At 35.1% G+C, this 19600-nt stretch carries 18 protein-coding genes and 1 tRNA gene; all 19 read left to right on the top strand.

Going from position 1 to position 19600, the window contains the following annotated elements; all coding sequences use genetic code 11:
* The first annotated feature begins 152 nt into the window (after nucleotides 1-152).
* The 19 genes from EB239_RS14290 to EB239_RS14200 all read left to right on the top strand — a co-directional run bounded on the left by EB239_RS14290 (nucleotide 153) and on the right by EB239_RS14200 (nucleotide 19587).
* Nucleotides 153-1094 (top strand): DMT family transporter, encoded by a 942-nt coding sequence (locus tag EB239_RS14290; RefSeq protein WP_003870724.1) that lies wholly within the window; start codon nucleotides 153-155, stop codon nucleotides 1092-1094.
* Between the two features lie 220 nt (nucleotides 1095-1314).
* Complete coding sequence (locus EB239_RS14285; RefSeq protein WP_003870723.1) at nucleotides 1315-1842, top strand: class I SAM-dependent methyltransferase; 528 nt, start codon at nucleotides 1315-1317, stop codon at nucleotides 1840-1842.
* A 68-nt stretch (nucleotides 1843-1910) separates the two neighbouring features.
* Nucleotides 1911-1985, top strand: a tRNA-Glu gene (locus EB239_RS14280).
* A 438-nt stretch (nucleotides 1986-2423) separates the two neighbouring features.
* Nucleotides 2424-4769, top strand: a complete 2346-nt coding sequence (spoIIE, locus tag EB239_RS14275; protein WP_003870722.1) for a stage II sporulation protein E — start codon at nucleotides 2424-2426, stop codon at nucleotides 4767-4769.
* Between the two features lie 85 nt (nucleotides 4770-4854).
* Nucleotides 4855-5445, top strand: a complete 591-nt coding sequence (locus EB239_RS14270; RefSeq protein ID WP_003870721.1) for a vWA domain-containing protein — start codon at nucleotides 4855-4857, stop codon at nucleotides 5443-5445.
* A 79-nt stretch (nucleotides 5446-5524) separates the two neighbouring features.
* Nucleotides 5525-6901 carry a tRNA lysidine(34) synthetase TilS gene (tilS, locus tag EB239_RS14265; protein ID WP_003870720.1) on the top strand — a complete coding sequence of 459 codons (1377 nt, stop codon included), beginning with the start codon at nucleotides 5525-5527 and terminating at the stop codon, nucleotides 6899-6901.
* Nucleotides 6902-6926: 25 nt separating this feature from the next.
* Nucleotides 6927-7472: a hypoxanthine phosphoribosyltransferase gene (gene hpt / locus EB239_RS14260; protein WP_003867797.1), complete on the top strand. Its 546-nt coding sequence runs from the start codon at nucleotides 6927-6929 to the stop codon at nucleotides 7470-7472.
* Nucleotides 7473-7543: 71 nt separating this feature from the next.
* Entirely contained in the window at nucleotides 7544-9379 is a 1836-nt protein-coding gene (gene ftsH, locus EB239_RS14255; protein WP_003870719.1) for an ATP-dependent zinc metalloprotease FtsH, read from the top strand.
* Nucleotides 9380-9541: 162 nt separating this feature from the next.
* Nucleotides 9542-10927 carry an ATP-binding protein gene (locus tag EB239_RS14250; RefSeq protein ID WP_003870718.1) on the top strand — a complete coding sequence of 462 codons (1386 nt, stop codon included), beginning with the start codon at nucleotides 9542-9544 and terminating at the stop codon, nucleotides 10925-10927.
* An 18-nt stretch (nucleotides 10928-10945) separates the two neighbouring features.
* Nucleotides 10946-12613: a formate--tetrahydrofolate ligase gene (locus EB239_RS14245; protein WP_003870717.1), complete on the top strand. Its 1668-nt coding sequence runs from the start codon at nucleotides 10946-10948 to the stop codon at nucleotides 12611-12613.
* Between the two features lie 20 nt (nucleotides 12614-12633).
* The gene (locus tag EB239_RS14240) at nucleotides 12634-12999 is read left to right on the top strand and encodes a hypothetical protein (RefSeq protein ID WP_003867801.1); all 366 of its coding nucleotides are present in this window, start codon (nucleotides 12634-12636) and stop codon (nucleotides 12997-12999) included.
* 122 nt (nucleotides 13000-13121) lie between these two features.
* Nucleotides 13122-14801: an acyl-CoA mutase large subunit family protein gene (locus EB239_RS14235; RefSeq protein ID WP_003870716.1), complete on the top strand. Its 1680-nt coding sequence runs from the start codon at nucleotides 13122-13124 to the stop codon at nucleotides 14799-14801.
* 12 nt (nucleotides 14802-14813) lie between these two features.
* Nucleotides 14814-15215 (top strand): cobalamin B12-binding domain-containing protein, encoded by a 402-nt coding sequence (locus EB239_RS14230; RefSeq protein ID WP_003870715.1) that lies wholly within the window; start codon nucleotides 14814-14816, stop codon nucleotides 15213-15215.
* Between the two features lie 2 nt (nucleotides 15216-15217).
* On the top strand, nucleotides 15218-16153 hold the full coding sequence (gene meaB / locus EB239_RS14225; RefSeq protein ID WP_003870714.1) for a methylmalonyl Co-A mutase-associated GTPase MeaB: 936 nt from the start codon (nucleotides 15218-15220) through the stop codon (nucleotides 16151-16153).
* 21 nt (nucleotides 16154-16174) lie between these two features.
* Nucleotides 16175-16576, top strand: a complete 402-nt coding sequence (gene mce, locus EB239_RS14220) for a methylmalonyl-CoA epimerase (protein ID WP_003870713.1) — start codon at nucleotides 16175-16177, stop codon at nucleotides 16574-16576.
* Between the two features lie 100 nt (nucleotides 16577-16676).
* On the top strand, nucleotides 16677-18227 hold the full coding sequence (locus EB239_RS14215; protein ID WP_003870712.1) for an acyl-CoA carboxylase subunit beta: 1551 nt from the start codon (nucleotides 16677-16679) through the stop codon (nucleotides 18225-18227).
* Between the two features lie 12 nt (nucleotides 18228-18239).
* Nucleotides 18240-18494, top strand: coding sequence for a sodium pump decarboxylase subunit gamma (locus EB239_RS14210; protein WP_003870711.1), 255 nt, complete (start codon nucleotides 18240-18242; stop codon nucleotides 18492-18494).
* Nucleotides 18495-18511: 17 nt separating this feature from the next.
* Nucleotides 18512-18910 carry a DUF2118 domain-containing protein gene (locus EB239_RS14205; RefSeq protein ID WP_003870710.1) on the top strand — a complete coding sequence of 133 codons (399 nt, stop codon included), beginning with the start codon at nucleotides 18512-18514 and terminating at the stop codon, nucleotides 18908-18910.
* Between the two features lie 140 nt (nucleotides 18911-19050).
* Nucleotides 19051-19587, top strand: a complete 537-nt coding sequence (locus EB239_RS14200) for an ECF transporter S component (protein ID WP_003870709.1) — start codon at nucleotides 19051-19053, stop codon at nucleotides 19585-19587.
* Nucleotides 19588-19600: the final 13 nt, after the last annotated feature.

Raw genomic sequence — 19600 nt, 5'->3', positions numbered from 1 at the left:
TTTCAGACGAAGGGGACGGTTCCTCTTGTCTGAATTTTTCAGATGAAAAGAACCGTCCCCTTCGTCTGGTCCCCTTCGTCTGGATTTTATTTTTTGTGGGAAGTGCTATATAATTATATCGGTGTTTTTAAAAAGGTGCGGGGGTGTTAAATTTGGAGAGGATAAAGAGTTATTATCCTTATTTAGCAGGAATAGGAATGGCATCAATTTTTGGATTTTCTTTTATGTTTACCTCTATGGGGCTTGATGTAGCTTCTCCTATGGAGCTTATAGCCTATCGTTTTTTACTTGCAGCATTTATGATTACTCTTTTGTGGGTATTTGGAATTATTAAACTTAATTATAGAGGGAAAAATCTGTGGCCATTGTTTTTATTGTCTCTATCAGAGCCTGTTGTGTATTTTATATTTGAAACATATGGTGTAAAATATACATCCTCTTCTCTTTCTGGTTTGATGATAGCTTTAATTCCTGTTGCTGTTACCGCTTTGGCGGCGGTATTTTTAAAGGAAAGGCCTTCTTTGTATCAGCTTTTCTTTATTCTTTTGTCTGTTACAGGAGTTGCTTTTATAATTTTTATGACAGGTGTTGAAAGCCGTAATACGTCAATTATAGGTTTTGTATATCTTTTAGTAGCAGTCTTATCTGCAGCTTTTTACAGTATTTTAGCAAGAAAGTCTTCTTTAGAATTTTCACCTATTGAGATAACCTTTGTCATGATGTGGTTTGCCGCAATTTCTTTCAATTTTTTAAATTTAATTGATAGATTAGCAAAAGGCTATCCTATTTCTGACTATTTCAGGGATTTAACTGATTACAGAGTACTTATTCCTGTGCTATATCTAGGTGTTTTATCTTCTGTTGTAGCGTATTTTTTAAACAATTACGCTCTTTCAAAATTGCCTGCATCTCAAGCTTCAGTTTTTGCAAATTTGACCACAGTAATTTCGGTAATAGCGGGGATCACCATACGACGTGAAGCTTTTTATTGGTATCATATAATAGGAGCTATTATGATATTGATAGGAGTATGGGGGACAAATTATTTTGGAAAAGTGTCTCAACCGATTATTTCTTCAGAAGAAACACACTGAAATTCTGTATTTACATTACATAGAGAATGTGATATACTTTTAACGTAACCCTATACCATACGGGGGCATATATTAGTCCAAAAAGGATGCGGTATAAAAATACCGCATTTATTATAGAGGAGTGATTTTATTAGTACTTTAATTAGTATAGCATGTTTTTGCGTTTTATTAAAGTACAAAAAGAGAGATAATAAATATAAAAAGTTTTTGAGGTGAAACTATGGAGAGAGATGTAAAAGAAGCTGTGGAAATGTTAGGCAGAGGAAGTGGAAAAGCTCTTGATATTGGTACAGGACGGGGACGAATGGCAGCCGCTTTGGCTGAATACGGATATCAAGTCGTGTCTATTGATGAGAGTAAAGATGCTTTAAAAAGAGCAGAAGACCTTTTGAAAGAAAGTGTAACTTTGGAAAATATTTTGCTACTTCAGGGAGATGCTCACAATCTTCCATTTTTAGATGAAACCTTTGAGGTTGTGGCTACATACAATGCCATGCATCACATGAGGGATTATAAAAAGGTACTGGATGAGATGGTGAGGGTCTGTAAAAAAGGCGGTAGTATTCTTATATCCGAATTAAACGAATATGGGAGGAAAGTTGTTGCTGAAAGACACAAAGAAAGAGGAAGCTATCATGAAGCAAATATAAGCATTGAAGATATTGCAAAGTATTTAGAAGTCGAATATGCTTTAATAGGAGAAATAAAAAAGTCAGAAAGGACAGATATTTTTATATCCAAAAAATGACAATTATTAAGGAAAAATTTATCGTTGACAAGACATGAAAATATGATAAAATAAGTAATGTCTTTTGTGGCCCCGTGGTCAAGAGGTTAAGACACCGCCCTTTCACGGCGGCAACACGGGTTCGAATCCCGTCGGGGTCACCATTTAAGTTAAGAAATAAAATGTCGCACAAAGGTGCGACATTACAGTTTGTTGACAAAGTTAAAAAATATTCAAAGGAGATATTTTGCATCGTCGCTCCGATGTTCCAAAACGACAAAACTAAAGCTCGACCTTCGGGTTCCGGCAGGGTACCGGGCACAATCGGCATCCATGCCTTAAGGTACCCGCCTCCGCCATCCATGGCTTCGGCCCTGCCTCCACCCTCGGTCTTGCTAAGTTTTGTTACCGCTTTGTAACAAGTCGCTCCTTATGCAAAATATCTCCTTTACGAAAGTTTGTCTACAGTCTAAAATGTCGCACAAAGGTGCGACATTATTTTTTATGTCGAAAGAAAAATTACATATATAGCAAAAATTAACAAATAAAACCATCACCATGATGCTATAATTTAGAAAAAAACAAGAGGTGGTGGTTTTTTTATGCAAAATATAAATATTTTACCTTATAAAAGAGTTATAAAAACTCCCTTGACAGAAAATACTCAAAAAAATCTTTCTAAAAACATTCAACAGATTATATTATTGTCAGTTATAAGCTTTTTTATAGGGCGAGCTGTTATTTTCAATAGTCTTTTGCCTTTCGGCATTGCTTTTTTTGCAACTCTTTTAATGTATAAAAAGCGATATCTTTTAACAGGAATAGGAGTATGGTTGGGAATATTAACTTTACCCAATGTCAATAGTTTTAAATACCTTTTAGCGCTTGTTTTGATCTTTTCATTAGAAGGGCTTCTAAAAATTAAACCTCAAAATATTATTAAAACCTCTTTCATTACTTTTATTTCTCTTTTTAGCGCAGATCTTATATTCAGCTATATTTATGGCTTTTTGCTTTTTGACATTATGATGAGCCTATATGAGTCTGTCACTGCAATGTTAATGGTTTTTATTTTTAACCACGCTGTTTCATTTATTTTGAATATAAACAGAAAAATTGTTTCCAATGAAGAGTTGATATCTTTGAGTATATTTATAGGGCTATTTATTCTAGGAATGAATCATTTGAATGTGTGGAAATTTACTCTCAATGGGATATTAGGGATATTTATAATACTTTTAGCCTCTTATATAGGTGGGGCTGGAGTAGGAGCAAGTATCGGCACAACTATGGGGCTTCTTGGAAGCTTATCTTTTTTCCAAATGCCAGTCTCCATAGGGCTTTTTGGATTTGCAGGCTTGTTGGCCGGTAGTTTGAAAAAATTGCATAGAATTGGAGTTATTATAGGCTTTTTAACTGCCATTTTTATTATTACATTTTATGTAACTTCAACTGTGGATATGCTTGTAAATCCTTATGATATTGTGTTAGCTTCTTTAATGTTTGTAGCACTTCCTAAGAAGTACATAGTAAAGGCGGAGGAAATAGTAAAGGGTAATAAAAATTTAAACAACAGAAATTACAATGAAAAATTAAAAGAAGTAGTGACAGGCAAACTTAAAGAGTATTCTCAAGTATTTGAAGAGCTCTCTAAAAGTTTTAAACAAGTAAATGAAAAAGTATTAGACCACAAAGATATTTCTTATTTGTTTGAGGAAATTGCCAATAAGACCTGTACTCAATGTGTCATGTATAAAACTTGTTGGGACAAGGAGTTTTACAATACTTATAAAAGCATGTTTGAGTTGATAGAACATCTTGAAAAAAATAGTAGTATTGAGGACAATAAACTGTATAGAAAATGTATAAGATTTTCTGAACTTATGAGTACAACTAAATATTACTTAGGCATTTACAAAATAAGCATGCAGTGGAGAGAAAGGCTAAAAGATGCTAAAGGACTTATTGCTACTCAGTTAAAAGGAGTTGCTGATGCAATATCTAATATGGCTAGTGATATTAGCATGAATGTCACTTTTAAAGATGAATTAGAACAAATAATGATGGTGGAATTGGACAAAAAGGGCATACCTGTGGAAGATGTGCTAATTTATGACACAGGAGACGAAAATGTTAACGTAAAAATATATAAAAAGGCATGTTTTGCTAAGGAATGTGACAAAAAGATTGTCCCTATTGTATCTGAAATTATGGGGGAAAGATATGAGAGAAAAAGTAGGTTATGCTCTATAGACCACAATGGAAGATGTGTACTTACTCTTACAAAAGCAGAGAGCTTGCAAGTCTTAACGGGTATAAGCAGAGTTAGTAAGTCAAAAGCCAAGATTTCTGGAGATACTTATTCTTTTATGGACTTAGAAGATGGAAAATATATGGCAGCTTTAAGCGATGGAATGGGGATTGGATATAAAGCGGCTGCAGAGAGCACTACTACCATTTCTTTGCTGGAGAAATTTATAGAGGCAGGCTTTGATAAACATTTAGTTATTCAAACATTAAACTCTATTTTGGCTTTGCGGTCTGCAGAAGAAATGTTTTCTACTGTGGATATAATGTTTCTGGACAAGTTCACTGGAGAAGCAGAATTTATAAAAATTGGCTCTTGTGCTACCTTTATAAAAAGAGGGAATGAGGTTGAGATTATAGAATCCAGTTCTTTGCCCATTGGCATTTTGGAAGATATAGAGGCAGATATACATGAAAGAAAATTAAAAGATGGAGATTTTGTGATTTTAGTCACTGATGGAGTGTTGGAGTGTTTTGAGAAGGATAAAGAAGTAGAATTTTCAAGGTTAATTAGTGAAATCAACACGAGGAATCCTCAGGATATGGCAGATGCGTTAATGAAAAAATGTTTGGAATTGTGTAATAATACTCCAAAGGACGATATGACAATTTTGGTTTCAAAGGTATGGAAGAAAATATAAAAGTTAATAAATTGGAATAACCCTTCCACAATGTGGAGACAATATATCGAGGCGATTAAAGGAATACTTTTGTGGAGGGGTTTTTGTGTCTATAATTTTAAAAGAAATGGTCATTATTACTGACGGCGATATAACTGATTTGTCAGCAAAATGGGAGCAAATTATAGAGATGATGAGAAAAAGAGGTGTGATTGTAAATGTCATAAGTTTATTAGAAAAGGAAAGCTTTAATGAGAAGATGATGGAGACAATTGAAAAATTAGGGGGAATAAGATGTTATACATCTATTCAGCTTTTAGATAAAACTTTGTCCAAAGTGGTAGAAGAATCTGTGAAATTGACTTTAAAAAATGTTATTGACCAGAGTATAAAAAATATTAGTGGCAAAAGTTTAGAAAAAATGCATCCTTATATAAAAGTGCAAATTATAAATTATGTCGCAAATTTAAGTGAGTATGTAGATCTAAAACTTGCTCTTTTGTTAGAAATAAGCAAAGGAGAGGTAAATTATGTTATAAATAATAAAAGAAAACTTTTTAAATATCTTAACAAAAGAAAAGGTAAAATTGATTTGTACGTAGCTTATGCAAAAACGCTAATGGACTTTGAAATGGAAAAACTTATTCTTTTCTTTGAAGAAAAAGAGATAAATGCCGAAAATATAGTAGGAATATAAAAAGAGGTTTGATTTAAAAAGGAGGATATTATATAATCATTATATAACATGAGTATATATCGCTATAAGGGGTTAAGAAATGATTGATAAGGTTATTTCAACAATTAAAAGGTATAAAATGATTGAGGCAAATGATAAAATTGTAATGGGGGTTTCCGGCGGACCTGATTCTTTGTGTATGCTGGATATTTTATACAATTTAAAAGATTTATTTAATCTTAAGTTGTATGTAGTACATGTTAATCATATGATAAGAGGAGAAGAAGCTAAAAGGGATGCGCAATTTGTTGAAGATATGTGCCGCAAACTGAAACTCCCATTTTTTTTATTTGAAAAAGATGTAAAAAAAATAGCCAAAGAAATGGGATATTCGGAAGAAGAGGCTGGACGATATGTGAGGTATCAGGCTTTTGAGGAAGTATTAAGAGAAGTTAAGGGTAATAAAATAGCAGTAGCCCATAATAAGAACGACGTAGTGGAAACAGTTTTTTTAAATTTAATAAGAGGTTCTGGAATGGCTGGCCTCATTGGAATAAAACCGGTAAATGGAAATATAATAAGGCCTCTCATTGAAATAGAAAGGGAAGAAATAGAGAATTACATCAAGGAAAAAGATTTAAAGCCGATAATAGATTTTACAAATTATGAAGATTTATATAAGAGAAATAAAGTAAGACTTAAATTAATTCCCTATATAAATGAAACTTTTGAAGTAGATATAATAGAAAATATCTACAGGATGGCAAAAATTATTTTAGAGGAGAATGACTATTTAGAAAAAGAGTGTGAAAAGATTTTTAATGAGGTTTGCTATTTTAATCAAGAGGAAATTTTTGCTGATATAAAAAAACTGAGGGCACAGCATCCAGCTATTCAGCGACGCTTAGTTAGGCTTATGTACCAAAAATTAAAAGGAGATATTTATGGATTAGAATACATCCATGTAGAGGATGTTTTAAGCCTTTTAGACAAACCAACTTCCTCAAAAATTGATTTACCCTTTGAAATTGAGGCTTTAAAAAGCTATAATAATCTTATAATGAGAAAAGTAAAAGAAAAAGAGGCCAAGACTTTTTGGGCAAAATTAAATATTCCTGGAATTACTAAGATATGTGGTGTTGGGCAATTTAAAACTAGTGTTTTAGGGATTGAAGAAATAAAAAAACTTAACATAGGAAAATACACGAAATTTTTTGACTATGATAAAATACAGGAAGATGTGGTAGTTAGAAATAGGCAAGCAGGGGATATTTTTTCTCCTCTTAACCTGGGGGGGAGTAAAAAATTAAAAGAATTTTTTATTGACGAGAAAATACCCCGCGAAATAAGAGATAGCATTCCTTTATTAGCCATAGACAATGAAATTGTGTGGGTTGTAGGTTATAGAATGAGTGATAAATTTAAAGTAGATGAAAATACAAAAAATGTCCTTGTGATAGAGTATACCAAAGGATAAAATAAAAAAAGAGGAGGTTAAATTTATGTCGAGTCCAACACAAGATATACAGGAGATTTTGATTACGGAAGAGCAATTAAAAGAAAAAGTGAAAGAGTTAGGACAAATAATTACAAAAGACTACCAAGGGAAAGACCTTGTCCTCCTTGGGGTTTTAAAAGGAGCAATAATGTTTATGGCAGACTTATCTCGTGCGATAGATTTACCTTTATCAATAGATTTTATGGCAGTCTCCAGTTATGGTTCTTCTACTCAGTCTTCTGGAATAGTAAAAATAATTAAAGACCATGACATAAACATTGAAGGGAAAGATGTGCTCATAGTTGAGGATATTATAGATAGCGGTTTAACACTTTCTTATTTAAGAAAGACTTTATTAGAAAGAAAACCTAGAAGTTTAAAAATTTGCACTATTTTAGATAAACCTGAAAGAAGAGAAGCAGACGTTAAAGTAGATTATTGTGGATTTAAAATTCCTGACAAATTTGTAGTTGGTTATGGATTAGATTTTGATGAAAAATACAGAAATCTCCCATTTATAGGGGTTTTAAAGCCAGAGCTGTATAAATGATTTGGTTTTTTAAAGGAGATATGATATTATAGATTAAAGGTAGTTGGACTTGTTTGAAGGAGGGGCCTTATTTGAACGATAATAACAAGATAATTAGAAGCATGGTGCTCTATTTGCTAATCTTTATAGCTATTTATGCTATGGTACAGTTGTACTCTCAAAGTACACCACCGCTAGCAAATATAGATTATGGAGAGTTAATTAGGTATATTAACTCTAACCAAGTAAAAAGCATCACTCTTGCGGGAAATGAAGTTAAAGGAACTTTAAAAAATGGGACAGAGTTTAAGAGCAGTATTCCGGATGTGACAAATTTTATGAATTTTGTAAATCCATATATTTTAGAGGGAAAATTAGACTTTAAAAATGAACCGCAAGTAGGTCCACCTTGGTGGGTTCAGATGCTTCCTTCCTTGTTTTTGATTATTGTTTTGGTTATATTTTGGTATATTTTTATGCAACAGGCACAAGGTGGGGGAGGAAGCAAAGTGATGTCTTTTGGTAAAAGTAGAGCAAGGATGGTTACTGATAAAGACAAAAGAGTTACTTTTAATGATGTGGCAGGAGCGGATGAAGAAAAAGAAGAATTACAAGAAATTGTTGAATTTTTAAAATACCCTAAAAAATTTATTGAGTTAGGAGCCAGAATACCTAAAGGGGTTCTTTTAGTAGGGCCTCCAGGTACAGGAAAAACCCTTCTCGCAAAAGCTGTAGCAGGAGAAGCGGGGGTTCCATTTTTTAGCATAAGCGGTTCTGATTTTGTAGAAATGTTTGTTGGTGTAGGTGCTGCAAGAGTAAGAGATTTATTTGATCAAGCCAAAAAGAATGCGCCTTGTATTGTTTTTATTGATGAAATAGATGCAGTGGGAAGACAAAGAGGTGCAGGTTTAGGTGGCGGACATGATGAAAGAGAACAGACACTGAACCAATTGTTAGTTGAAATGGATGGTTTCAGTGTCAACGAAGGTATAATTGTGATTGCCGCAACAAACAGGCCAGATATATTAGACCCTGCTCTTTTAAGACCAGGAAGATTTGACAGGCATATTACTGTTGGTATTCCTGATATAAAAGGAAGAGAAGAAATTTTAAAAATACACGCGAGGAATAAGCCATTGGCTCCTGATGTATCTTTGCAAGTGCTAGCGAGAAGAACTCCAGGATTTACTGGAGCAGACCTTGAGAATCTCATGAATGAAGCAGCTTTATTGGCGGCGAGAAGAGGACTTAAGCAGATAACTATGGCAGAGCTGGAGGAGGCCATAACAAGAGTTATAGCAGGGCCTGAAAAAAGAAGTAGGATTATGTCTGAGAAAGACAAAAAATTGGTGGCATACCATGAGGCAGGCCATGCAGTTGTCGCTAAGCTTTTACCTAATACCCCACCTGTTCACGAGGTTACAATAATTCCAAGAGGAAGAGCTGGAGGATATACTATGCTTCTTCCGGAAGAAGATAAATACTATATGTCAAAGTCCGAGATGATGGATGAGATAGTTCACCTTTTAGGTGGGCGTGTGGCAGAGAGTTTAGTGCTAAATGATATAAGCACAGGAGCACAAAATGACATTGAGAGAGCTACAAATATTGCGAGAAAGATGGTTACAGAGTATGGCATGAGTGAAAGATTAGGGCCTATGACTTTTGGTACGAGAAGTGAAGAAGTATTTTTAGGGCGTGATTTAGGAAGAACGAGAAATTACAGTGAAGAAGTTGCTGCCGAGATAGATAGAGAAATAAAAAGGATAATTGAGGAGGCATATAAAAGAGCAGAAACCCTTTTAAAAGACAATATGGATAAGCTCCATAGAGTTGCAAAGGCTTTGATTGAGAAAGAGAAACTTAATGCAGAAGAGTTTGAAAAAGTTTTTCATGGAGAAGAGATAAATGGGGTGCAGTTTGCATAATAATGTATAAGTCGTAAGACTTATACATTATTTTTTTACAAAAGTTTTAGTTAACAATAAAAAAATTATTGAAAAGAAGAAGGATTTTTATAACTTTGTGTCTAATATATTAGTAAAAGGAAATTTTTAAACAAAAGATAAGGGAGAAAAAGGGGGGATACCGTGAAGTTATACAAACCTTCTGATTCTAGCAAAAATCCGTTGCAATGGATATGTAATCTTTTGGATAATGCCCATGATTTTTTTATATTGAAAGATTTAAGTGGCAAAGTGGTCTACATAAATAAGAGGCTTCTTGAGATATTGGGGTATAGTGTTGATGATGTAGAAAATTATGATTATTTTTTTTACCATATCTTAAAGTATAAGGAAATAGGGCCCTATGAGGATGGGCTTATTATAGAGCTTACAGCAAAATATAACATAAAAATGTCATTTAGCATAAGGTTGAGTTCTATAACTAACACTGCAGGGGATAAAATAGCCTATTTAGGTTTTGTAAAATTGAGAAATTATTTTAAAATAGAACCAGGACATTATTTTAATTTGTTTAAAAGTCCTACAGATGTTATGGATATTACAGAAGAAGGAGTTATAGTAGTTGACGGCAAATTCAACGTAGTTTATATAAATAACAAGGCTTGTGAATTATTTGGTATAAAATATACGAGATTTGTAAATGAAAAATTTTTCGAAATTATAAAAAAATACGATCTCAATGCATCAGAAGAAGGATTAGTCAAAGGTGAGAAAATTGTAATTCCTTCCAAAAATAATATTGAAGAAAGAGTGCTTTTACTAAAGTATGGTAAGCTAAATAATGACCATTGGAAAGTTATCACTGTAAAGAATATAACTGAGGATTTAAAATATAAAAAATTGATTGAGCAAACTGAGAAATACACAATTGCTGGGGAATTTGCGGCAACAACTATTCATGAGATAAAAAATTCTCTAACTTCTATAAAAGGTTTTATACAGCTTTTACAGGCTAAGCATCCAGATAGTTCTACTTATTATGAGACTATTTTAGATGAGGTAAATAGAGTATTGGGCTTAATAAAAAATTACCTTGGCATAGTGAGAAACAGTGAAGAAGAAGGGGAAGCTGAAATAGACATAAATACTGTTATAAATCAGTATTTGCTTCTTTTTGAAGCGGAAGCTACCAAAAAAGGGGTTAAAATAGAAAAGCGTTTTGGCGATGTTCCACTTGTGAAAATGAACAAAAATCATCTTAAACAGCTTATTTTAAATATTGTACAAAATTCCCTTCACGCTATTGAAGAGAATGGTAAAATAATATTGAATACAAAATATAATCATCACACAAAAAAGATAATAATAAGGGTTGCGGATAATGGAGGTGGTATAGAGAAAAAATATCTTAAACGAGTTCTTGAGCCACTTTTTACAACTAAGAAAGAAGGAACAGGATTAGGACTTGCGATTTGCAGAAGCATAGCAGAGATGTACAATGGAGATATTAAAATTTTTAGTAAAAAAGGTAAAGGTACACTTGTAAAAATAATTTTAGGTGATAAATGAAAAGCTGGAGGGGAAAATATGAAAACTGATATTGAAATAGCTCAAGAAGCGAAAATGCTTCATATAAGGGATGTTGCAAAAAAGTTAGACATTGATGAAGATTACTTAGAATACTACGGCAAGTATAAAGCAAAAATTTCTCCTGCGTTATGGGAGAAAATAAAGGACAGAAAAGATGGCAAGCTTATTCTTGTCACAGCGATAACTCCCACCCCTGCAGGCGAGGGTAAGACTACACTTACTGTAGGATTAGGACAGGCTCTTGCCAAAATAGGTAAAAAAGCCATGATAGCCTTGAGGGAGCCCTCATTAGGACCTTCTATGGGAATAAAAGGTGGAGCGGCTGGGGGAGGATATTCTCAAGTTGTACCTATGGAGGACATAAATTTACACTTTACAGGAGATTTACATGCGATTACTGCTGCTCATAATCTACTAGCTGCTATGATTGACAATCACATCCATCATGGAAATGAACTTAATATTGACATAAGGACTATTACATGGAAAAGAGCTATGGACATGAATGATAGGGCTTTAAGAGAAGTAATAGTAGGACTTGGAGGAAAAGCAAATGGATATCCAAGACAAGATGGTTTTATAATAACTGTGGCGTCGGAAATAATGGCAATTTTGTGTTTAGCTCGAGACCTGATGGATTTAAAAAGAAGAATTGGCGACATAATTGTAGCATATGATAAAGATGGCAATCCTGTAACTGCAAGAGACTTAAAGGCCGATGGAGCTATGACAGTCTTATTAAAAGATGCTATAAAGCCTAATTTAGTGCAGACGATTGAAAACGTTCCAGCATTTGTTCATGGAGGGCCTTTTGCAAATATTGCTCATGGATGTAATAGCTTAATTGCCACTAAATATGGTTTGAAATTGGCGGATTATCTTGTAACAGAGGCAGGCTTTGGTGCTGATTTAGGGGCTGAAAAATTCTTTGACATAAAGTCAAGGTTTGGAGGACTAACACCCAATGCAGCCGTCATAGTAGCGACTGTAAGAGCTTTAAAGATGCATGGAGGAGTTAAGAAGGAAGACTTACAAAAAGAAGATGTGGAAGCAGTAAGAAGAGGAATAGAAAATCTTGAAAAGCAAGTTGAAAATGTGAGGAAATTTGGGGTACCAGTGGTTGTAGCTCTCAACAGGTTTGTTTTTGATACTGAAAGGGAAATTGAAGAGGTAAGAAAGGCCTGCGAAGAAATGGGAGTAGATATGGCAGCAGCGGAAGTTTGGGAAAAAGGAGGAGAAGGCGGAATAGAGTTAGCTGAAAAAGTTGTGAAAGCTTGTGAGACACCTTCCAACTTCCACGTTTTGTATGATGAAACACTTCCAATTAAAGATAAATTGCACATAATTGCAACAGAAATATATGGAGCTGATGGAGTAGAATATACTGCTTCTGCTCTTAAAGATATAGCAAACCTTGAAAGACTAGGCTTTGACAAGATGCCAATAGTTGTGGCAAAAACTCAATATTCTCTTTCTGATGACCCTAAACTTTTAGGCCGTCCAAGAGGATTTAAGATAACAGTAAGAGAATTGAGAGTTTCAAGGGGTGCAGGATTTGTTGTGGTTTTCACAGGAGATATAATGACAATGCCAGGCCTTCCAAAGCATCCTGCAGCAGAAAACATAGACATTGATGAAAACGGAAGAATAACAGGACTGTTTTAAGGGAGTGTAGATGAAAGTAGATGAAAAAAGAAATATTAGATATACAAAATTTGTCACAGGCGAAAAAGGAACTTAGCCAAATAAAAGCTGAAGAAATTTCTGTAGATATTATGGCACCAAAAGCCGTTTTCAGGGTTGTCAAGCTCTTTGATGTACATCCAGCAGCTGCTAACATAATAAAACAGGAGATGCTAGCTATAGGAGGAGAAGCAGCTGTAGCAAGAGGTTGCGTAAATATGAGTGTTGAAAAATCTGACGTTATTATAATGGGAACATTAAGACAATATCAAAGGCTTTTGGCAAAACTTAAGATGCAAAAGGGCTATTTTGGGCTTAATGAAGTTGTAGAAGAATTAAAAAGTGTTATTGAGGAAATGTCTAGATAGGCGGCGAAGAGGTCTTCTCTTTGGCCGCTTTTTTGCTAAAAAAGAAACTTCTAATGAAAAGGTAAACATTTGTTAAAAATTTGTGTTATAATGTTAAGGGGAAAATTAAAGGAGGGTTTTTTATGGTTGACAAGGAAGAATTAGAAAAAATTAAGCGCAAGAAAGAAGAATGGGAAGTCAATCAAAGGCAAAAGGTGTTAACTAAGTTTCCTGAGAGGAAAAAGGAGTTCAAGACCTCGTCTGGGATAGAGATTAAGGAGATTTACACACCTTACGACATAAGTGATATAGATTATCTCGAAAAGATTGGTTTTCCAGGAGAATATCCTTATACAAGAGGCGTACAGCCTACTATGTATAGAGGCAAATTTTGGACTATGAGGCAATATGCAGGATTTGGAACTGCAGAAGAGTCGAATAAAAGGTTTAAATATCTTTTGTCTCAAGGGCAGACAGGTTTGAGCGTAGCTTTTGACTTACCTACACAGATAGGCTATGATTCTGACCATCCAATGGCTGAAGGAGAAGTTGGTAAAGTCGGTGTAGCCATAGATTCACTTTACGACATGGAAATTCTCTTTGACGGCATTCCTCTCGACAAAGTCAGTACTTCTATGACGATTAATGCACCTGCTGCAATACTTCTTGCAATGTACATTGCAGTTGCAGAAAAGCAAGGGGTATCTCCAGATAAGTTGAATGGGACTATTCAAAACGATATTTTAAAAGAATATGTGGCTCGTGGAACTTATATTTTCCCAACAGGTCCTTCTATGAGGCTTATCACTAACATTTTTGAGTATTGTTCCAAGTATGTTCCTAAGTGGAATACCATAAGTATAAGCGGTTATCACATAAGAGAAGCAGGAGCAACAGCAGTACAGGAAGTGGCCTTCACTTTGGCAAATGGGATAGCTTATGTAGAGGCAGCCATAAAAGCAGGTCTTGATGTGGATGAGTTTGCTCCAAGATTGTCCTTTTTCTTCAATGCCCACAACGACCTTTTCGAAGAAGTCGCTAAATTTAGGGCAGCAAGAAGAATGTGGGCAAAGATAATGAAAGAAAGATTTAACGCCAAAGACCCAAGGTCAATGATGATGAGATTCCACACACAAACGGCAGGTTCCACTCTTACTGCGCAACAACCAGACAACAATATTGTCAGAGTTACTATTCAAGCTTTGGCTGCGGTTTTAGGAGGTACTCAGTCACTACATACAAACAGTAGAGATGAAGCTCTTGCTCTTCCAACAGAAGATTCAGTGAGAATTGCCTTAAGGACGCAGCAGATTATTGCTTATGAAAGTGGTGTTTGTGAGACTCCAGATCCATTGGCCGGAAGTTACTATGTTGAAAAATTGACGGATGAAATTGAAAAGAGGGCTTTTGAATATATAAAGAAAATTGATGAATTAGGAGGAGCGGCAAGAGCTATTGATTTGGGATATATACAAAAAGAAATACAAGAAAGTGCATATAGATATCAAAAAGAAATAGAATCTGGTGAAAGAGTAATAGTAGGGCTTAACAAATTCCAAATTGAAGAGGAGCCGCCAAAAGGGCTTTTAAAAGTAGACCCTGCTGTAGAAGAATTGCAAAAACAAAAAATCGCTAAAGTAAAAGAAATGAGAAACAATGCCAGTGTGAAAAAGACTTTAGAGGCCTTGAAAAAAGCTGCAGAAGGAGACGACAACTTGATGCCTTGGATATTAGATGCAGTAAGGGAATATGCGACATTAGGTGAAATTACAGATGTGCTGCGTTCTGTTTTTGGAGAATATCAGCAGCAGATTATACTGTAAAGGAGGATAAATATGGACAGACCTATAAGAGTATTAGTGGCAAAGCCGGGATTAGACGGTCACGACAGGGGAGCAAAAGTAATTGCAAGAGCTTTAAGAGATGCGGGAATGGAAGTGATATACACAGGGCTTAGGCAAACTCCTGAGCAAATTGCAGAAGCTGCCATACAAGAAGACGTAGATGTTGTAGCTTTAAGCATTTTGTCAGGAGCTCACAACACTTTATTTCCCAAGATAACCAAGCTTTTAAAAGAAAGAGGAGCAGATGACATACTAGTAATAGGAGGAGGAATCATTCCCGAAGAAGACATACCTTTTTTGAAAGAGAATGGAATAGCGGAAATTTTTACACCCGGTACGCCTACCTCTGCAGTGATTGAATATATAAAACAACATGTCAATAGGGCGGTATAAAAATGGAGAACTTAGAAGAACTTTTGATAAAAGGGGATAAAAGGGCTATTGCCAGAACTATAACTTATGCGGAAAACTATGAGGATAAAGCCAAAGAGATAATAAAAAAGCTTTATGAAAGGTCTGGTAATGCTTATATTATAGGCATTACCGGGCCGCCGGGTGTTGGTAAGAGCACATTGACAGACAAATTAATTAAAAATTTAGTTGATGTAGGTAAAAAAATAGGAGTAATAGCAGTAGACCCCACTAGCCCTTTTACAGGGGGTTCACTTTTAGGAGACAGGATAAGAATGCAGGATTTATCTCAGCATCCTAATGTTTACATAAGGAGCATGGGCACAAGAGGTCATCTTGGTGGTCTTTCCAAAGGGACATATATGGCAGCGAGAATTTTAGATATAGCCGGCATGGATTACATTTTTATAGAGACAGTGGGAGTAGGCCAGTCAGAGATTGACATAGTAAAAATTGCCGATACAGTAGTGATGGTTTTAGCCCCAGGCTTGGGGGACGATGTACAAGCTATAAAAGCTGGAATCATGGAAATAGGGGATATTTTTGTCGTAAACAAATGTGACAAAGAGGGAGCAGACAAAACTGTAGTTGAACTTAATATGATGTTGGATTTGGATGAAAAAAAAGATTGGAGACCACCGGTAGTAAAAGTGGCTGCGCAAGAAAATAAAGGGATTGATGAACTTATTGATAAAATTGATGACCATAAAAGTTATTTGATAGAAAGTGGAACTTTTCAAGAAAGGAGAATTGAAAGATTAAAAATGGAAATAATTGAAAGCATAAAAAATAAATTGATGAAGAATATCTTTGACAAAATTCAAGAAAAGGAATTTTCATCTAGGCTGCAACAGGTGATAGATAAAAAAATAGACCCTTACACTTTTGCAGATGAATTGTACAAAGATGTTTTTAATTAGATTTTATGAGGAGGTATTAAAATGATAAAAAAAATTGACCACATAGGTATTGCGGTTAAAAGTATTGAAGAAGCATCAAAATTTTATAAAGATGTATTAGGTCTTGAAATAACAGGGGTAGAAGTAGTAGAAGAGCAAAAGGTAAAGACAGCTTTTATTCCAGTAGGAGATAGTGAGATAGAGCTTTTGGAGTCTACTTCCGATGATGGCCCTATAGCAAAGTTTATAGAAAAAAGGGGAGAGGGTATACAGCACATTGCCCTTCAAGTAGATGATATTGAAAAGACTTTGGAAGAATTAAAACAAAAGGGAATTAAACTTATAGATGAGGTACCGAGATATGGAGCTGGAGGTGCTAAAATAGCTTTTGTACATCCTAAAAGTACAAATGGAGTTCTTTTAGAGCTTTGCCAGAGGGATTAAATTTATTGTGTATTTGGAATGTATGTGGTATATTATTTTGGGAGGTACTAATAATAACTGCTACTATTAAGTTGCAGTAAGGCTATAAGGAGGAAATTGTATGAGCGTCCATGATATGATAGAAGAACTTAAAAGAAGGAAAGAAAAAGTTTTAGAAGGTGGAGGAGCTAAGAGAATAGCTGTTCAGCACGAAAAGGGAAAATTGACTGCAAGAGAGAGAATATATAAGCTTCTTGACAAGGACAGTTTTGTAGAAATAGACCCTTTTGTAGAGCATCGGTGTTATGACTTTGGGATGGAAAAGCAAAAATATCCTGGAGAAGGAGTTGTAACAGGTTACGGTACGATAGACGGAAGATTGGTATATGTATATGCGCAGGACTTTACTGTATTAGGTGGTTCATTAGGAGAATATCATGCAAAAAAAATAACTAAAGTGATGGACATGGCAATGAAGATGGGAGCACCTATAATAGGTCTTAACGACTCAGGAGGTGCTCGCATACAAGAGGGAGTAGATGCTCTTTCAGGTTATGGAAACATATTTTACAGAAATACCTTAGCCTCCGGCGTTATACCTCAAATTTCAGTGATAATGGGTCCAAGTGCGGGAGGGGCCGTCTATTCACCGGCATTGACAGATTTTATTTTTATGGTAGACAAAACTAGTCAAATGTTTATAACAGGTCCACAAGTTATAAAAGCTGTAACTGGAGAAGAAGTTACTCCTGAAGAATTGGGAGGATCAATAACTCACAATAGATTAAGCGGTGTTGCTCATTTTAGGGGTCCAAATGATGAAGAAGTTCTTAAGATGGTGAGGAATTTATTGAGTTATTTACCTTCTAACAACTTAGAAGACCCACCACAATACGAGACAGGGGATAATCCCAATAGAGTTTCTCAAAGACTTATGGAGATAATTCCAGACAATCCTAATAAGCCTTATGACATGAAAGAATTATTAAGAGAAATAGTCGACAATGGAGAATTTTTAGAGTCACAAGAGATGTACGCAGAAAATATCATCACAGCTTTTGCAAGACTTAATGGAAAGACAATAGGAATTGTGGCAAATCAACCAAGAGTATTAGCAGGAGTGCTTGACATAAACGCCTCTGATAAAGCAGCAAGATTTATTCGTTTTTGTGATGCTTTTAACATTCCCATACTAAGCATAGTTGACGTACCTGGATTTTTGCCTGGGACAAATCAGGAATATGGCGGGATAATAAGACATGGGGCAAAAATGCTTTACGCTTATTCTGAGGCTACTGTACCAAAAGTGACTTTAATTGTGAGAAAAGCTTATGGTGGTGCTTATCTTGCAATGTGCAGCAAAGACTTAGGGGCTGACATAGTATTTGCATGGCCTACGGCAGAGATTGCGGTTATGGGTCCAGAAGGAGCAGCAAACATTGTATTTAAAAATGAAATCAATGAGGCAGAAAATCCTGCAGAAGTGAGGCAGCAAAAGATAAATGAATACAGAGATAATTTTGCAAATCCATACAGGGCTGCAGCTCGTGGCTATGTAGATGATGTAATTATTCCTTCTGAGACAAGGCCAAGGCTTATATCAGCTTTTGATATGCTCTCTAGCAAAAGAGAGAGTCGTCTTCCTAAGAAACATGGCAATATACCTCTATAAGGTGGTGCTTTTATGGAAGGTTTTTTGGAGTTTTTAAAAAAAGTCTTTAGTGATGAGGAAAAAGAAGAAGTAAAAAGTATTGATAAGGAAGTAAATGAGGGAAAAGAAGAAGATACAGAGCTTATCGCTGCAATTACAGCGGCAATAGCTTTGTATCTACAAGCTGATACAAGTACTTTTTATGTAAAGTCTATAGTAAGATTTCCAGAGACTGCTCCAGTCTGGGCTAGAGTGGGGCGGCAGGAGCAAATGAGAACAAGATTGTAACTGAAGGAGGAATTTTTGTGAAGAAATTTAAAGTGACAGTAAATGGCAAAGTATATGAAGTTGAAGTAGAGGAGATAAAAGAGAAGGATGAAGTTTCTAACATAACACAAATGGCAACTGTTTCACAGCCTAAAGTAACTCAAACTCAGACGACTCTAGAGCCAGTTTCAAAAGCTGAAGCTCCTTCTCCGGCAGCTAAAGGCTCTAAAGTAATTTCTGCGCCTATGCCAGGCACAATTCTTGATGTAAAAGTTAAAGAAGGTGACAGGGTAAAGCGGGGAGATGTCGTAGTAATTTTAGAGGCTATGAAGATGGAAAATGAAATAATGGCGCCTGAAGAAGGAGTTATAGCAAGCATACATGTTTCTAAAGGCTCTTCCGTAAACACAGGAGATATTTTAGTGACTATGAATTAAAAAATTATTGATGAGTAAGACTTTTTTTGGTAAAATAGAGTTGCGGGTATTGTCTTCGAACCTGACAACCGATAAAAATTTAATATTGTTGGGCGTTCGGAACGGTATCCTGAAAAGGAACCGGAACGGGGGTGAGTAGGTTGCAAATTAAAGCAGTTAGAGAAAAGGAAAAAGGCAAGTTAACGAAGATTTCTTTAAGGCAGATCACTGTAGCAGGGATGTTGGCTGCAATATCTATTGTTTTATCTACCACTATTTTGGGCTACATTCCATTAGGGATTGCTAATGCTACTACAATGCATATCCCGGCAATTATAGGTGGAGTATTAGAAGGCCCTATTGTAGGAGCTTTTATAGGCTTGATTTTTGGCCTTACCAGCTTTATAAGGCAAAATACACCTCTTTTTGCTGACCCTATAATTGCCATATTGCCTAGAATTTTTATAGGAGTGGTAGCTTATTATACTTACAAATTAACTAAAAATGTTGGTATTGCAGCAGCATTAGGTACTTTAACAAATACCATCGGTGTTTTGGGTTTAGCAGTGCTTCTAAAATATATGCCACTTAAGGTTGCATTATTTGTAGCTTTAAAAAATGGCATATTTGAGATTATTGTAGCTGTGATATTGACAACAATGATAGTAAAGTCTTTGAAAAAAGTGTATAATAAATAACAAGCAGGCTTAT

Origin of the sequence: Thermoanaerobacter ethanolicus JW 200 (assembly GCF_003722315.1) — a bacterium.
In the GTDB taxonomy this organism is placed as follows: Bacteria; Bacillota; Thermoanaerobacteria; order Thermoanaerobacterales; family Thermoanaerobacteraceae; genus Thermoanaerobacter; species Thermoanaerobacter ethanolicus.
Note: the sequence above shows the minus strand (reverse complement) of the source record. Positions and strands in the feature narration are given on the sequence as shown.

Excerpts from the sequence above, each read along its gene's own strand:
- EB239_RS14285 (WP_003870723.1), top strand. The coding sequence starts at position 1,315 with ATGGAGAGAGATGTAAAAGAAGCTGTGGAAATGTTAGGCAGAGGAAGT.
- spoIIE (WP_003870722.1), top strand. The coding sequence starts at position 2,424 with ATGCAAAATATAAATATTTTACCTTATAAAAGAGTTATAAAAACTCCC.
- tilS (WP_003870720.1), top strand. The coding sequence starts at position 5,525 with ATGATTGATAAGGTTATTTCAACAATTAAAAGGTATAAAATGATTGAG.
- hpt (WP_003867797.1), top strand. The coding sequence starts at position 6,927 with ATGTCGAGTCCAACACAAGATATACAGGAGATTTTGATTACGGAAGAG.
- EB239_RS14245 (WP_003870717.1), top strand. The coding sequence starts at position 10,946 with ATGAAAACTGATATTGAAATAGCTCAAGAAGCGAAAATGCTTCATATA.
- EB239_RS14240 (WP_003867801.1), top strand. The coding sequence starts at position 12,634 with ATGAAAAAAGAAATATTAGATATACAAAATTTGTCACAGGCGAAAAAG.
- EB239_RS14235 (WP_003870716.1), top strand. The coding sequence starts at position 13,122 with ATGGTTGACAAGGAAGAATTAGAAAAAATTAAGCGCAAGAAAGAAGAA.
- EB239_RS14230 (WP_003870715.1), top strand. The coding sequence starts at position 14,814 with ATGGACAGACCTATAAGAGTATTAGTGGCAAAGCCGGGATTAGACGGT.
- meaB (WP_003870714.1), top strand. The coding sequence starts at position 15,218 with ATGGAGAACTTAGAAGAACTTTTGATAAAAGGGGATAAAAGGGCTATT.
- mce (WP_003870713.1), top strand. The coding sequence starts at position 16,175 with ATGATAAAAAAAATTGACCACATAGGTATTGCGGTTAAAAGTATTGAA.
- EB239_RS14215 (WP_003870712.1), top strand. The coding sequence starts at position 16,677 with ATGAGCGTCCATGATATGATAGAAGAACTTAAAAGAAGGAAAGAAAAA.
- EB239_RS14210 (WP_003870711.1), top strand. The coding sequence starts at position 18,240 with ATGGAAGGTTTTTTGGAGTTTTTAAAAAAAGTCTTTAGTGATGAGGAA.